The 15,631-nt window shown below is 64.2% G+C and carries 9 protein-coding genes; 4 read left to right on the plus strand and 5 right to left on the minus strand.

Features of this window, described 5'->3' with window-relative positions:
* The first annotated feature begins 86 nt into the window (after positions 1-86).
* Complete coding sequence (locus ACTYOL_RS07875) at positions 87-7,229, plus strand: retention module-containing protein (RefSeq protein WP_444757752.1); 7,143 nt, start codon at positions 87-89, stop codon at positions 7,227-7,229.
* Positions 7,230-7,259: 30 nt separating this feature from the next.
* On the opposite strand, the gene ACTYOL_RS07880 is transcribed toward ACTYOL_RS07875, so the two are convergent.
* Positions 7,260-7,622, minus strand: coding sequence for a YbaN family protein (locus ACTYOL_RS07880; protein WP_054893322.1), 363 nt, complete (start codon positions 7,620-7,622; stop codon positions 7,260-7,262).
* Positions 7,623-7,631: 9 nt separating this feature from the next.
* Positions 7,632-8,219 (minus strand): YecA/YgfB family protein, encoded by a 588-nt coding sequence (locus ACTYOL_RS07885; protein WP_054893267.1) that lies wholly within the window; start codon positions 8,217-8,219, stop codon positions 7,632-7,634.
* 243 nt (positions 8,220-8,462) lie between these two features.
* Between ACTYOL_RS07885 and recQ the strand changes: the two genes are divergently transcribed.
* A complete protein-coding gene (gene recQ / locus ACTYOL_RS07890; protein WP_444757753.1) occupies positions 8,463-10,610 on the plus strand; it encodes a DNA helicase RecQ in 2,148 nt (715 codons plus the stop codon).
* Between the two features lie 180 nt (positions 10,611-10,790).
* The gene (locus tag ACTYOL_RS07895) at positions 10,791-11,228 is read left to right on the plus strand and encodes a MarR family transcriptional regulator (RefSeq protein WP_054893265.1); all 438 of its coding nucleotides are present in this window, start codon (positions 10,791-10,793) and stop codon (positions 11,226-11,228) included.
* 83 nt (positions 11,229-11,311) lie between these two features.
* On the opposite strand, the gene ACTYOL_RS07900 is transcribed toward ACTYOL_RS07895, so the two are convergent.
* The gene (locus ACTYOL_RS07900) at positions 11,312-13,498 is read right to left on the minus strand and encodes a patatin-like phospholipase family protein (protein WP_444757754.1); all 2,187 of its coding nucleotides are present in this window, start codon (positions 13,496-13,498) and stop codon (positions 11,312-11,314) included.
* A 68-nt stretch (positions 13,499-13,566) separates the two neighbouring features.
* Here ACTYOL_RS07900 and ACTYOL_RS07905 point away from each other — a divergent pair, with 68 nt between their 5' ends.
* Positions 13,567-13,848 (plus strand): SelT/SelW/SelH family protein, encoded by a 282-nt coding sequence (locus ACTYOL_RS07905; protein ID WP_444757755.1) that lies wholly within the window; start codon positions 13,567-13,569, stop codon positions 13,846-13,848.
* Here ACTYOL_RS07905 and ACTYOL_RS07910 read toward each other — a convergent pair whose 3' ends face one another.
* Positions 13,849-14,739 (minus strand): DMT family transporter, encoded by an 891-nt coding sequence (locus ACTYOL_RS07910; RefSeq protein ID WP_200603984.1) that lies wholly within the window; start codon positions 14,737-14,739, stop codon positions 13,849-13,851.
* A 114-nt stretch (positions 14,740-14,853) separates the two neighbouring features.
* A complete protein-coding gene (locus tag ACTYOL_RS07915) occupies positions 14,854-15,615 on the minus strand; it encodes a helix-turn-helix transcriptional regulator (RefSeq protein WP_153773487.1) in 762 nt (253 codons plus the stop codon).
* Positions 15,616-15,631 lie beyond the last annotated feature (16 nt).

The raw sequence follows: 15,631 nt of genomic DNA on the forward strand, positions 1-15,631 counted from the left end.
ACGCGAGACCCGCAAAGGATCGCTTCCCGCATTACCTGGCCTGTCCGCCACTGCAGAAAGCCAATCGGCAGGGGAGGCGTGCGTTCATGGCTAAATCAATTGGCGTGGTCAGCAAGGTCATAGGTCAGGTATTCGCGGTGGGCAGCGACGGTGCCAAGCGCCTGCTGGTGGAGGGCGATCGGCTGTTCGCGGGCGAGCAGCTGGAAACCGGAGCCGCGGGTGCTGTGGCCGTACGTTTGCACAACGGCGCCGAGCTGACGTTGGGACGAGGCAGCAGCCTGGAGATGACTCCTGACCTGTTGGCCAATCGAGCTCCCCACGTACATGCCCCTGATACGCTGCCCAGCCAGGCGCAGCTCAGCGATGTCGAGCGCCTGCAACAAGCCATTGCCGCAGGTGCCGACCCGACGCAGGAGGGCGAGGCACCCGCCGCCGGGCCTGCCGCCAATGGCGCGCCCGGGGCCTTGGGGGGCGGGCACAGCTTCGTGTTGCTGACCGAAGTGGCCGGGCGGGTCGATCCGACCATCGGCTTCCCTACCGCAGGCTTCAACGGTATTCCGGAACTGGCCAACCGCTACATCGGTACCCTGGATGTCGACAACAACGCAGGGCCGTTCGGGCCTCCGGCCATTCCTCCGATCAATCCTCCTGTAAATCCGCCTGTCACACCGCCGGACAATCCTGTGACCCTGCGCGGGCTCGACCTGAGCCCCGCCGAACTGACTCTCAACGAAGCGAACCTGCCGTTGGGGTCGGCCAGCAACCCGGCGGCCCTGACCCAGTCCGGCAGCTTCACCGTGGTCGCGCCGGATGGTGTGTTCAACCTCAGCGTCGGTGGTATCAACGTGGTGACTGCCGGGGTGGTGACCGGCGTGGGCCAGTCGATCACCACGGGCCTTGGCAACATCCTCACCATCACCGGTTACAACCCGTCCACGGGCGTGGTCAGCTACAGCTACACCCTCACCGGCGCCGAGCAGCATGCGGACGGAGCGGGCAACAACGAACTCGGCGAGCATTTCCCGGTGCTGGTCAGCGACACGGATGGCGATGTGGCCAGTGGTTCGCTGGACGTGATCATTCGCGACGATGTGCCCACGGCGGTCAACGACACCAATGCGGTCACTGCCACCGAGCAGCACACCCAACTTACCGGCAACGTGCTGGACAACGACGTCCAGGGCGCCGATCGGGTGGTCGGCGGCCCCGTGGTAGCCGGTACCTACGTCGGAACCTACGGCACCCTGGTGCTCGCTGCGGACGGCTCCTACACCTACACGCTCAACCCCGAGGATGCGGACTTCAAGAACCTCAACGGTGGCGGACATGGCGTCGAGACCTTCACCTACACCCTGAAGGATGCGGACGGTGACACCAGCAGTGCGACCCTGACCCTGAACATCACCAACCTCGACGATCCGGTAACGCTCGGTGGCCTGGATGTGAAGGGCGGTGAACTGACGGTCTACGAGAAGCACTTGAGCAACGGCAGTGCGCCGGATAGCACTGCCCTGACCCAGAGCGGCAGCTTTACCGTCAGTGCACCGGACGGCCTGCAGACCCTGACGGTCGGCGGTATCAGCGTGGTCAGCGGAGGCCTGGTAGCGGGCTTCCCGCAGTCGATCACGACCGCGCTGGGCAACACCCTGACCATCACCGGCTACAACCCGACCACCGGCGTGGTCAGCTACAGCTACACCTTGCTCGATAACGAAGGCCATCCCGTGGGCGAGGGCACCAACAGTCTGAGCGAGCATTTCAGCGTGATCGCCCAGGACACCGATGGCAGCAGCGCCACGGCCACCCTGGATGTGAACATCGTCGACGACGTGCCCCAGGCGCAGCCCGATTCGGCCAGCGTGGTGGAAGGTGGCACGGTCAGCGGCAATGTGCTGCTTAACGATCAGTTGGGCGCCGACCAGGCTGGCACCAGCAATGTGGTGGTGGGCGCGCGGGCGGGGTCCGATACCTCGACCTCGGCCATCGGCAATCTCAATACCGCGATCGGTGGCCTGTACGGCACCCTGACCATCGATGCCGCCGGCAACGCCACCTACCATGCCAACCCGAATGCCGTGGCGCCGGCCGGTGCCACCGATGTGTTCGTCTATACCATTCGCGACACCGACGGAGACGAAAGCACCACCACCATCACCATCAACGTCAAGGACTGCTCGCTGATCGCGGGGCCTAACGATGGCGTGACGGTGTACGAGAAGGCGCTGGACCTGGTGAAGGATGGCAACGACCTGGCGCCGGGTACCGTCACCGGCAGCGCGCCGAGCTCCACCGGCGAAACCGCCTCCGGTAGCCTGGCGGGTTCCGTGAGCGGTGGCGTCGGTGCCCTGACCTATACGCTGGTGGGCAGCGCGGTGGGCCAGTATGGCCAGATCCAGCTCAATGCCGACGGCTCCTACACCTACACGCTGACCTCGGCACCGAAATCGCCGGATAACGTCAATGATGGGCCGAACAGTCTGACCGAGAGCTTCACCTACGAGGTGAAGGATTCGCTGGGCAACTCGACCACCAGCACCATCGTCATCACCATCGTCGACGACGTGCCCAAGGCACACAGCGATTTCGCCAATGTCTTCGAGGGCGGCACGGTCAGCGGCAACGTACTGGTCAACGATGTGTTCGGTGCCGATGTGGTGGCCGATGGCAAATACGTGGTCGGGGTTCGCGCAGGCGGGGACACTTCCACGTCGGCCATCGGCCAACTCGGCGTCCAGGTGGTCGGTCAGTATGGCTACCTGACCCTCGATGCCCAGGGCAACGCGACCTATCATGCCAACCCCGACAGCGTCGCGCCGCCCGGTGCCACGGATGTGTTCGTCTACACCATCCGCGATGCCGACGGTGACGAGAGCACCACCACCATCACCATTGATATCCACGACTGCTCGTTGGTCGCGACGCCTGATGGCGGCGTGACGGTGTACGAGAAGGCGCTGGACCTGGTGAAGGATGGCAATGATCTGGCGCCGGGTACCGTCACCGGCAGCGATCCGCATTCCCCAGGCGAGACGGCGTCGGGCTCGCTGGCCGGGTCGGTGAGTGGCGGTATCGGGGCGATGACCTTCACCCTGGTGGGCAACGCCACCGGGCAGTACGGGCAGATTCAGCTCAATGCCGATGGTTCCTACACCTACACGTTGACCTCGGCGCCGACATCGCCGGGCAACGTCAACGACGGCGCGAACACGCTGACGGAGTCCTTCACCTACCAGGTGAAGGATTCGCTGGGTAATTCGACTACTGGCACCATTGTCATCAGCATCGTCGACGATGTGCCCAAGGCGCACTGCGATGTGGCCAGCGTGACTGAAGGCGGTGTGGTCAGCGGCAACGTACTGGACAACGACATTGTCGGCGCCGATGTGCGGGGGGACGGCCAGTACGTGGTCGGCGTGCGTGCCGGCTCCGACACCTCGACTTCGGCGATTGGTCAGGTCGGTAGCCAGGTCATGGGCCAGTACGGCTACCTGACCGTCGATGCACAAGGCAATGCGACCTATCACGCCAACCCCAACAGCGTGTCCCAGGCCGGCGCTACCGACGTGTTCGTCTACACCCTCCGCGATGCCGACGGCGACGAGAGCACGACGACCATCACCATCAACGTGCACGACAGCAAGCTGGTGGCCTGCGAAGACAGCGAAGTGAAGGTGTATGAAAAAGCACTGGACCTGAACAAGGATGGCAACGACCTGGCGGCAGGTAATGTCACCGGCAGCGACCCGCACTCGACAGCGGAAACTGCATCCGGCAGCCTCGTGGGCTCGGTGGGTGGGGGTGTGGGCGCACTGACCTTCAGCCTGGTGGGCAACGCCACGGGGCAATCTGGCCAGATCCAGCTCAACGCCGATGGTTCCTACACCTACACATTGACCTCGGCACCGAAAACGCCGGGCAACGTCAATGACGGTGCGAACAGCCTGACCGAGTCCTTCACTTATCAAGTGACGGACTCCGTAGGTAACTCGACCACCAGCACCATCGTCATCACCATCGTCGACGACGTACCCAAGGCCCATTGCGATGTGGCCAGCGTGACTGAAGGTGGTGTGGTCAGCGGCAATGTGCTGGACAACGATATTGTCGGTGCCGATGTGCGGGCAGATGGTCAGTATGTGGTCGGCGTGCGCGCAGGCTCCGATACTTCGACTTCGGCAATTGGCCAGCTTGGCAGCCAGGTCATGGGCCAGTACGGCTACCTGACCCTCGATGCCCAGGGCAATGCGACTTATCACGCCAACCCTGACAGTGTGTCCAAGGCCGGCGCTAGCGACGTGTTCGTCTACACCATTCGCGATGCCGATGGTGACGAGAGCACCACGACCATCACCATCAATGTGCAGGACAGCAAGCTGGTGGCCTGTGAGGACCGTGACGTCACCGTGTACGAGAAAGCGCTCGACCTGGTCAAGGACGGTAACGACCTGGCGGCGGGCACGGTCACGGGCAGTGACCCGCACTCAACGGCGGAAACCGCCTCCGGCAGCCTGGTGGGATCGGTCGGCGGGGGTATTGGTGCATTGACCTATAGCCTGGTGGGCAATGCTGTCGGCCAGTTCGGGCAAATCCAGATCAACGCCGACGGCTCCTACACCTACACCCTGACTTCGGCACCGAAAACGCCGGGTGGGGCGGACGATGGCGCCAATCGAGTCGTCGAGTACTTCACCTACAAGGCCACCGATTCACTGGGCAACAGTGTCACCAGCAGCATCGCCATTTCCATCGTCGATGATGTGCCCAAGGCCGCGTGCGCCGAGCGCAGCATCACGCCCGGCCAGGTGGACTCCAATATCCTGCTGGTGATCGATGTCTCCGGCAGCATGAACGTTGACTCTGGTGTGCAGGGGCTGAGCCGTCTGGCCTTGGCCAAGCAGGCGATCAACGCCTTGCTCGACAAGTACGACGACATGGGCGATATCAAGGTGCAGATCGTCACCTTCGCCACCGGGGCCTGGGTCAAGACGCCGGTCTGGGTAACGATCGCCGAGGCCAAGAGCATCGTCGCCGGGTTGAGCGCCGACGGCTCGACCTACTACGACTCCGCCGCGACCAAGGCGCAGGAAGCCTTTGTCACCAGCGGCAAGATCGCGGGGGCGCAGAACATCAGCTACTTCTTCTCCGACGGCGTGCCCACAAGCGGCCATTCGATGACCGCCGTGCGCGAAACAGCCTGGGAAAGCTTCCTCGACAACAACGGGATCAAGTCCTACGCCATTGGCCTCGGCACCGGGGTGAACCAGGCCAACCTCGACCCGCTGGCCTACGATGGCAGCAGCCATGTCGACACCGACTCGGTGGTGGTCACCGATCTGAGCCAGCTCAGCGCAGTGCTGTCCGGCACGGTACAAGGTGCGCCGATTACCGGCAGCCTTATGAGCGGTGGCCACTTCGGTGCCGATGGCGGCTTTATCAAGGCGCTGCTGGTCGATGGCACCACCTACACCTTCGACCCGAAAGCCAACGCCGGCCAGGGCGGCTATACGGTCGCCGGTGGCCCGGACAAGGCCAGTTTCGACACCACCGGCAATACCCTGTCGATCAAGACAGCGCTCGGTGGCACGCTGCTGGTGGACATGGACACCGGCGAATTTACCTACACGCCGCCGAAGGACACCGGCAGCAGCCAGGTCGAGAAATTCGGCTTCTCTGTCAGCGACAACGACGGCGACACCAGCAGTGCCAGCCTGGTGGTGAAGATCAACAGCAACAGCGCCCCGGTGGCGGGGGCCGACCACATCATCACCAACATCGCCGGTGCCAGCGTCACCGTACCGGCCGAGGCGCTGCTGGCCAATGACAGCGATGCGGATCACGATCCTCTGAGCGCTGCGCCCATCACCTTCAACACGGGCTTTGCCGACAAGGGCGCGGGCTTCACGGTGGGCAGCCAGGTGCAGACGCTCAAGTTCGACGGCACCGCCAACAAGCTCGAGAACCAGCTCAAGGACCTGGCGCGCAGTGACTTCACTGCGGTCTCGGGCTCCATGACGGCGGCCTTGGTGATTGCTGGCTACCTGGGTTCGATCAGCACCGGCAATGCCAACGATGAGGACACATTGACCGTAACCCTGCGCAAGGGCGAAAGCCTCAGCCTCGACCATGACCGCCCGGCAGGCAACCTGATGCTGGAATGGAAGGATGCCAACGGCAACTACCAGCCCATCGCCGACGGTGGCAGCTTCACGGCCAGCCACGACGGCGTGTACAGCATTCATGTGATCAACAGCGAGAACGCCGTGGGCAACAGCAAGGCGGCGGAGAACTACAAGCTGAGCCTGCTGATCGACTACAGCCATGCCGAGAACGAGGTCTACCAAGGCAGCTACACGCTCAGCGACAACCATGGTGGCAGCGCCTCTGGGGCGGTGGACATCACCTACCAGGCAGGTCACACCTTGCAGGGCACGGCGGGCGACGATGTACTGCTGGCGGGCAATGGCGACGACACCTTGAACGGTGGTGCCGGCCACGATGTGCTGGTGGGAGGGGCGGGGAACGACGCCCTGTATGGCGGGGAGGGGGATGATCTGCTGATCGGTGGCCCCGGCAACGACCTGCTGGACGGTGGGCCAGGCAATGACACCGCCAGCTACGCGTCGGCCACTGCCGGGGTGACGGTCGATCTCGGCCATGTCGGTGCGCAGAACACCGGCGGTGCGGGGCTCGACACCTTGGTCAGCATCGAGAACCTGATCGGCTCGGACTACAACGACACACTGATCGGCAACGATGGGGACAATGTGCTCAGCGGTGGCCTGGGGGACGACATTCTCATCGGCGGTGGCGGTAACGACATCCTCATTGGCGGGCCAGGCAACGACACACTCACCGGCGGCAGCGGCAACGATACCTTCGTCTGGCAGAAAGGCGACACCGGGCACGACCGGGTGACCGACTTCACGCCGGGCAGCGACCGGCTCGACCTGTCGCAATTGCTGCAGGGCGAGAACGCCACGGCGGCGTCACTGGATGACTACCTGCACTTCAAGGTCAGTGGCAGTGGGGTCAATGTGGTCTCGACCATCGAGGTCAGCAGCGTGGCGGGCGCTGCGGCGACCCAGACCATCGATCTTGCCGGTGTCGACCTGGCCCAGCATTACGGGGTGACGGCGGGAGCGGGAGGCATGATCGCGGCGGGGCACGATACCGCGACCGTCATCAACGGCATGCTCAACGATCATTCGTTGAAGGTGGATACCGTATGACGACCGGGCTTGCCTTCGGTAGGCGCGTGTTCAGGGCAGGCGCAGGGTCTTCTGCTTGAGGATGTAGAGGGTGACCAGTACGGCACTGGTGAGCATGAAGGCCCTGGCCCAGAACAGCGGCACCAGATAGCACGACAGCCCGATGCTCGCCCACATCAGGCCGATGGCGTAGACCTTGCCCTTGAGCGGGATACCGTCTCCGTTGAGGTAGTCGCGAATCCACGGTCCGAGCCTGGGGTGGTTCACCAACCAGTCGTGGAATCGTGGTGAGCTGCGGGCGAAACAGGCCGCCGCCAGCAGCAGGAAAGGGGTGGTGGGCAACACCGGCAGGAAGATCCCCAGCACCCCCAGCGCGACACTGAGCCAGCCGACGGCCAGCAGCAGGTAGCGCACCACTGCGAATCAGTGGTGGCGCGGCTTGAGCAGGGCTGGTTTTTCGTCCGGCGCGTGCAGCAGCAGGAACAGCGCGCTGAGTGCCTCGGGAATCTGCACGACCATGTCGTCCTGCAGGTTGGCGTTGCTGGCGATGTCGGCAAACTCAGGTTGCTCGTCGAACAGGCCTGAGCCAACCATGATCGGCAGCAGCATTTCGCTGACTTCCTCTTCGGCGTTCTCGAACCAGGCCTCTTCACGCAGGAACACGCCTTCCATGAAGCCGATGCACCAGCCGCGCAGGTCGGAATCGTCCGGCTCGTCGGTCAGGTCCAGCTCGCAAGGCAGGTCGAACTCTTCGTCGCTGGCCAGCTGGCGAGCGATGTGGCCCTTGAGGGCCACCAGCGTCGCTTCGATCTCGGTGCGCTGGGCTTCGCTGGCGTAGTGAGGTTCTTCGGCGAAAAGCGCGTCGATCCATTCGCGCTCGGGGACGTCCTCGGCACAGATCGACAACGCGGTCAGGTAGCCGTGTGCGGCGACGTAGTCCAGTGCTTCCTCGTGCAGCTCGTCGGCGTCGAGGAAGGCTTGCAGGCGGGTCAGTTGCTCGGCGAAGGACATTACAGGGCTACCTTGGGGAATAAACGATAGTGAATTCTAGCACCTTGCAGCCTCGGCGGGGCAAAGGGAACGTCTGTCACCGTAGCCTGCCGCAGAGCAGGGCAGTCGGGTATACTCCGCGGTTTTTCAAGCCAGCTGGCGTTTCTGCGCAGCCCGGCAAAAACCGCTTACGCATTCGGTGTGCGCGCGGCGGATTTATCGTCCAGCCTGTGTCCAGGATGGTACGGCGATTTGGAGTGGCAAATGCTCGAACAGGCTCAGCGCGTCCTCAAGGATATCTTCGGCTACGACAGCTTCCGGGGTCGCCAGGCGGCGATCATCGAATGCGTGGCCAACGGGGGCGATGCACTGGTCCTGATGCCCACCGGTGGTGGCAAGTCGCTGTGTTTCCAGGTGCCAGGCCTGCTGCGGCCGGGCCTGACCGTGGTGGTGTCGCCGCTGATCGCGTTGATGGACGACCAGGTCGCCACCCTCGACGAGCTGGGGGTGGCCGCGGCCGCGCTGAACTCGACGCTCAGCCCCGAGCAGCAGCGCGACCTCGCTGGGCGCCTGCGCCGCGGTGAGGTGAAGATGCTGTACCTGGCGCCTGAACGCCTGGTGCAGCCACGCATGCTGGAGTTCCTGCGCGACCTGGATATCGCGCTGTTCGCCATCGACGAAGCGCATTGCGTGTCGCAATGGGGGCATGATTTCCGCCCCGAGTACCTGCAACTGGGCCAGCTTGCCGAACTGTTCCCGCATGTGCCGCGTATTGCCCTGACCGCCACCGCCGACATGCGCACCCGTGAGGAAATCGTCCAGCGTCTGCATCTGCAGGGCGCGGAGCGTTTCCTGTCGAGCTTCGACCGGCCCAACATCTTCTATCGCATCGTGCCCAAGGAGTCGCCACGCAAGCAGCTGATGGCGTTTCTCGGCGAGCGGCGCGGCAACGCCGGCATCGTCTACTGCCTGTCGCGCAAGAAAGTCGATGAAACCGCCGCCTTCCTCTGCGAGCAGGGATTCCCGGCGCTACCCTATCACGCCGGCCTGGCAGCAGAGACCCGCTCGGCCAACCAGCACCGCTTCCTCAACGAGGAAGGGCTGATCATGGTCGCCACCATCGCGTTCGGCATGGGCATCGACAAGCCCAACGTGCGTTTCGTCGCTCACCTGGACCTGCCCAAGTCGCTTGAGGCCTACTACCAGGAAACCGGTCGGGCCGGGCGTGATGGCCTGCCTTCCGATGCCTGGATGGCCTATGGCCTGCAGGACATGGTGATGCTCAAGCAGATGCTGCAGAACTCCGAAGGCGATGAGCGTCACAAGCGTATCGAACAACATAAACTCGACGCGATGCTGGCGCTGTGCGAAGAGACGCGCTGCCGGCGCCAGTCGCTGCTGGCCTACTTCGATGAGGTGCTCGAGCAGCCCTGCGGCCATTGCGACAACTGCGTCGACAATGTGCAGACCTGGGATGCCACCGAGCCCGCGCGTCAGGCACTGTCGGCCGTGTTTCGCACTGGCCAGCGCTATGGGGTCGGCCATCTGGTCGATGTCCTGCTGGGCAAGGATACCGAGAAGGTACGCAATTTCGGTCACGAGAAGCTGTCGGTGTTCGGGGTCGGGAAGGCGTTGGGCGAGCACGAATGGCGGTCGCTGTTCCGTCAGCTGGTTGCCCGCGGCCTGGTGGACATCGACCTCGAGGGTTATGGCGGCCTGCGTCTGTCCGACACCTGCCGGCCACTGCTGCGCGGCGAAGTGAATCTGCAATTGCGCCGCGATCTCAAGCCGCAGACCGTGGCCAAGTCCTCGGGCAGTGGCGGCGGCAGCCCAGCCAGCCAGTTGGTGCGTGCCGAAGAGCGCGAGCTGTGGGAAGCGCTGCGCACACTGCGCCGCAAGCTGGCGGAGGAGCACAGCGTGCCGCCTTATGTCATCTTCCCCGATTCGACGTTGCTCGAGATGCTGCGCAGCCAGCCCACCAGTCTCAGCGACATGGCCCAGGTCAGCGGCGTGGGGGCGCGCAAGCTGGAGCGCTATGGCCAGGCGTTCCTGGAAGTACTCAACGGCGCCGGCGGCACCGAGGAGGCGCCGAAGGTGGTGCTCGACCTGCGGCACGAACTGGTCAGCCTGGCCCGCGCTGGGATGACTCCGGCGCAGATCGCCGGGCAATTGAACTGCAGCGAGAAGAACGTCTACAGCCTGTTGGCCGATGCCATCGGGCGCCAGGAGCTGAGCCTGGAGCAGGCGCTGGACTTGCCAGAAGAATTGATGATGGAGGTGCAGGACGCATTCCTCGACGGGGAGGGTGAACTGCCGCCGGTTTCGGCCATCGCTCCGCAGTTTGGCCAACGCGTGCCGGAAGGGGTGCTGTATTGCGTGCGGGCGGCGCTGGCGGCGGAGTTCGAGCTTTGAGGCAGCAGTGCCTGTTGCCGCAAGCATAGGGTGCCGCTGACAACGCCGGGTATCCCGGCCATTCCTGACCTTTGTCATTCTTTTTGTCGATTATCGGACCTTTCCCACTCGTCGAGCCTTGCCTGATACCCCGGGGCATGATTAGCTGACTAATAATTAGTTCTATCGATCGAGTTGCTTATGCCCCTGACCGACAACCAACACCGCTTCGGCATGCAGCTGGCCCAGATGTCCCGGGGCTGGCGCGCCGAACTGGACCGCCGCCTGGCTGGGCTGAACCTGTCCCAGGCCCGCTGGCTGGTGCTGCTGCACTTGGCCCGTTTCGACGAATCGCCGACCCAGCGCGAGCTGGCGCAGAGTGTCGGCGTCGAAGGCCCGACCCTGGCGCGTCTGCTCGACAGCCTGGAAAGTCAGGGGCTGGTACGGCGCCAAGCGGTCATGGAAGATCGGCGGGCGAAGAAGATCCTGTTGTGCCCGCCTGCAAAACCGCTCATCGATCAGATCGAAACCATTGCCAATGCCCTTCGCGCCGAACTCTTCACGGGCGTTGATGAGGCGGATCTGGAGGTGTGCATGCGTGTGCACGCGAAGATTCTGGGCAATCTCGAGAAGTCCTGACCCCAGCACCACGCTTGGCGGTACAAGAAAACGGATAGTGGCTCACGCCCTATCCGTTTTTTTATGTCGCGCCTTCGTACGCTCTAGAAGGTGTGTCCCAGATTCAGGTACACCGCCTTCTGGTGCTCGGTGTTGGCGCCATAACTGATGTTCAGCGGCCCAAGTGGCGTGTCCAGCCCAAGGAAGATGCTCGCGGCGTTGATATAGCCACTGTCGAACTCGTTGTCGTTGTTCCAGGCGCGGCCACGCTCCAGCGACCCGCCCAGGTACAGCGGGAAGTCCAGCGGCAGGTAGGCGCGGGGTGTCAGGCGACGGTAGTAGACCACGCGCATCAGGCTGATGTTCTGCCCCGACACCGAGTCCTGGCGAAAGCCCGATAGCTGCCGAGCGCCGCCAAGCACGAAGCTGGAGGTCACCACCTCGGTATCGTCCAGGGTGCGGCCGTAGCGGCCGCCGAATACCCAGGTGTTCGGCCCGTAGCTCAACGCCTTGTCGATGTTGAACTGCCACTGTCGGTAGTCGCTGTCCGAGTCCAGCGAGGGGTCGTACTTGCGCAAGGTCAGGCCGATGTCTTCGCCGCTGTGGGGGAAGTACACGTTGTCGAGGGTGTCGAAGGAGTATTTCAGTTCGTAGAAGCCTTCATTGAAGCTGACCTTTGGCAGGTCCTGGTCGCCGATGCGCACTTCAGCCTCACCCCAGGCCTTGCCTACGCCCAGGCGCACTTCCCCGTAGGTGCCGATCTGTCGACCCAGGTTCAGACCAAAGCCGTAGCGTTCCAGGCGGTATTCGGCCACCGGGTCGTTGTCCAGGGTCGCTTCGATGTTCTGCGAGCCGAGCGACAGGTACGGGGCGACGAAGTAGCGCGAGCCGACGTCCAGCGGTTGGTAGAACTCGCTGTAGAGCTCCTGCTGATCGCCGATCTGTGCCCGGGTCAGCCATTCGGCGCCCAGGCGATTGATGCCGTTCATTCGATAGCTGGCACCCAGATTGAAGGCACTGTCGCCGCGCATGTCATCGGACAGGTTCAGGCCCAGGCGCAGGTAGTCGGTACCGCCGCGTTTACCCCGGGCGTTGATCACCAGCGTGTTCTCCTCGCCCTTGTGCACCACGCGGTACTGCACCCGGTCGAAGTAGTCCAGGCCGTAGAGGGTACCCATATCGGTTTGCAGGCGCTCCAGCTCCAGCGGCTCGCCCAGGGGTTGGCGGATGTAGTAGCGGATCACGTCATCGCTGACCTTTGAATCGTTCTCCACCTTGATCGCCGTGATGATGGGCGTGCGCTGTTGCGCAGAGCGTGCCACGGCCAACTGGCTGTCGCCGCCAGCCTGGCGCAGCACCGCCAGGCGTGCGTCGAGGGCGCGGGTGGCGCGGTAGCCGGCGTCGATCATGTCCTGGGCACGGCCGAAGTCGGTCACGCCAAAGGCTGCCAGTGCTGGCTGTACCAGGATGTCGTCGCGGTGCAGGCTGGCCAGTTGTTCCTCGGAGTTGCGCCGGGTCATCAGGGTGATCGACTGGTTGAGCACGTCCACGACCGTGGCCAGTTGCTTGCGGCTGCGCAGCGGGGTGCCGATATCGACGACGATGGCCATGTCCACGCCCATTTCGCGCACCACATCCAGCGGGATGTTGTCGACCATGCCACCGTCCACCAGCAGGCGCCCGTCGAGCTCGACCGGGGCGAACACTGCCGGAATCGACATGCTGGCGCGCACCACCTGAGGCAGGTGACCACGGCGGAACACCACCTTCTCACCGCTGGCGATGTCGGTGGCAACGGCGCGGAACGGGATCGGCAGTTTGTCGAAGTCACGAATGTCAGCGGTGTGGGCCAGCTTGCTTTCCAGCAGCAATGACAGGTTCTGGCCCTGTATCACCCCCAGCGGCAAGCCAAGGCTGCCGTCATCGCGAAAGCTCAGCTTCTGCTTGACCAGGAAATCGCGGTCGTCCTGCTTGCGTCGAAACGGCACATCCTTGCGCGGCGGAGCGTCGGAAAGTGCCTGCTGCCAGTCGAGGGTACGGGCCAGGTGTTCGAGCTCCTCGATGCTGTAGCCGGAGGCATACAGGCCGCCAACCACCGCACCCATGCTGGTCCCGGCGATGGCGTCGATGTGCACGCCCTGTTCTTCCAGGGCCTTGAGCACGCCGATATGCGCAAGGCCGCGGGCAGCACCCCCCGACAGCACCAGGCCGACCTTGGGCCGAGGCGGCTCCACGGCCAGGGCGGTGAACGAGGTGAGCGCCAGCAACAGGCATAACAGCAGATGATGCATCGTGAGTCTCAACGCGATGGGCAAAGACCGCTAGTATAAGCGGCTCACTCACCAGGAACTGTCTCCACATGGCCGATACCAAGCCAGAAGTTGTCATCACGTATTGCACGCAGTGCCAATGGCTGCTGCGTGCTGCCTGGCTGGCTCAGGAGCTGCTCAGCACCTTTGCCGACGATCTTGCGCGAGTCGCCCTGGAGCCGGGCACCGGTGGGGTGTTTCGCATCACCTGCGACGGCGCGCAGATCTGGGAGCGCAAGCTCGATGGTGGCTTCCCCGAGGCCAAGGTGCTCAAGCAGCGGGTGCGTGGCCAGATCGACCCGCAGCGAGACCTGGGCCACAACGACCGTTGATCATGCGCCTTCGGCCAGGCGTTCCCTCCTTGGCGGTGGCTCGGCAGACAGGCGGCTGGACAGCACGATGGCGAAGATGATCAACGCCCCGCCAGCGAGCATGCGCAGGGTGGGCGTCTCGGCGAACACCATCCAGGCCACGGCGATACCGTAGACCGGCTCCATGCCGAAGACCACCGAGGCGGTGCGGGCCTTGATCACTGCCAGGCTGGCCACGAACAGGCTGTGCGCCACCCCGGTGCAGAAGATGCCGAGCAGGGCGATCCATAGCCAGTCCATGGGCTTCACCGCGCCGAGCCCCGGCAAGGCGAAGGGCAGGAGGCACACACCGACCACCAGGTTCTGGCACAGCGCAGCCTGTACCGCAGGCACGCGGCCGGAGCCGGCTCGATTGGTCAGCGACAGCAGCGAGAACAGCAGGCCCGAAAGCAAGGCCCAGAGCAGGCCGCCCGTAGCCTCGCTGGCCAGGTTGAACGCCGGGGTGACCAGCACCAGGCCGATGCTTACCAGCAGTACCAGCAGGGCTTCGTTGCGACGGATGCGCTCGCGGAACAGCACGCCTTCGAGGATCACGGTGAACGCTGGAAAGCTGGCAAAGCCGAGGGTGGCGATGGCAACGCCGCCGACCCGCACGGCGATGAAGAAGCTCACCCAGTGCCCGGCCAGCAATATGCCGCCAAGCAGCAGGCGCCCCAGGTCCTGAGCCCTGAGTCGCTGCCAGCCCTTGCGGGCGAGGCCGGCGAACAGGGCCAGGGCCAGCACCGCGAAGAGTGCGCGGCCAAAGACGATGACCGAGGGCGTGGCACTGGCGGCCAGTTTGCCGAAGACGCCGGTGAGGCCGAAGAACAGCGCGCCGATGTGCAGGGCGCCGAGGGCAGTACGGTGGTTCATGGTGAGTCCTTGCTCGAGATCTTTGCTGGCACTTGCGCGGGTAGACCGTACCCACAGGCTGGCACAGGCACAGTGTAGAGCCGGGGGAAAACAGATTCTGTCGCCATCCTGGCGTCAGTTGTCGCCAGACTCTCGTCGCAGCGCCAGCGGCGTAAGGCCGAACGCCCGCAATATCGCCGCCGAAAACGCACTCTGCGAGCTGTAACCCACCTGTGCGGCGATTTCGCCCATCGGCAGCGAGGTAAGGACGATCAGTTGCCGCGCCTTGAGCAAACGCCGCTGGCGGATGTAGTCCATCGGTGTCATGCCGCATTCCTCGACGAAGCGTGCGTGCAGGCGAGCACCTGACAAACCGGCCAGCCTTGCCAGGTCGGCGACTTGCAGAGGGTGTGCGGCATGACGCTCGATATGCGCATCGAAGGCTGCGTAGGGCAGGCGTTTGCTGGGGGTGGTGGGGGCGGCGGCGGTGTTCAGGCTGGCCAGCAGCAGGAGTGCACCTTGGCGGCTGATCAGCGGATCGTCCACCGCGCTCGCTGCGAGCCAGTCCACCAGTTGCTGCTGGCGGCCGTCGAGCAGCAGCGTCGCTGGGCGTTCGAGCAGGCGGTGGCTGGCCTCGGCGTGGCCGCCCATCTGTTCGCGCAGCCAGTGTTCGCCTGGAATATCCAGCACCAGGCAGTGGCTGCCCGCGTCGCTGGCGCAGGTGTGGTGAAAACCGGCGGGGACCACGATGAGCCCCTGGCGATCGATGCGCGTGCCTCGGCCCTGTACCTCGAAATCGAGGTGCCCACGCAGGCCGAACACCAGTTGCGGGTGTTCGTGGCTGTGGGCGAGCAACTCGTCGCGGTAATGGCGCAGGGACAGGATCGGACCGACCATGGGAGCATCCTTGGGG

This window comes from Pseudomonas sp. A014 (assembly GCF_052378495.1).
GTDB lineage: Bacteria > Pseudomonadota > Gammaproteobacteria > Pseudomonadales > Pseudomonadaceae > Aquipseudomonas > Aquipseudomonas machongensis.

Bases quoted from the DNA above. Each gene is read 5' to 3' on its own strand.
- ACTYOL_RS07900 (WP_444757754.1), bottom strand. From the start codon at position 13,498: ATGCATCATCTGCTGTTATGCCTGTTGCTGGCGCTCACCTCGTTCACC.
- recQ (WP_444757753.1), top strand. From the start codon at position 8,463: ATGCTCGAACAGGCTCAGCGCGTCCTCAAGGATATCTTCGGCTACGAC.
- ACTYOL_RS07875 (WP_444757752.1), top strand. From the start codon at position 87: ATGGCTAAATCAATTGGCGTGGTCAGCAAGGTCATAGGTCAGGTATTC.
- ACTYOL_RS07895 (WP_054893265.1), top strand. From the start codon at position 10,791: ATGCCCCTGACCGACAACCAACACCGCTTCGGCATGCAGCTGGCCCAG.
- ACTYOL_RS07910 (WP_200603984.1), bottom strand. From the start codon at position 14,739: ATGAACCACCGTACTGCCCTCGGCGCCCTGCACATCGGCGCGCTGTTC.
- ACTYOL_RS07885 (WP_054893267.1), bottom strand. From the start codon at position 8,219: ATGTCCTTCGCCGAGCAACTGACCCGCCTGCAAGCCTTCCTCGACGCC.
- ACTYOL_RS07905 (WP_444757755.1), top strand. From the start codon at position 13,567: ATGGCCGATACCAAGCCAGAAGTTGTCATCACGTATTGCACGCAGTGC.
- ACTYOL_RS07915 (WP_153773487.1), bottom strand. From the start codon at position 15,615: ATGGTCGGTCCGATCCTGTCCCTGCGCCATTACCGCGACGAGTTGCTC.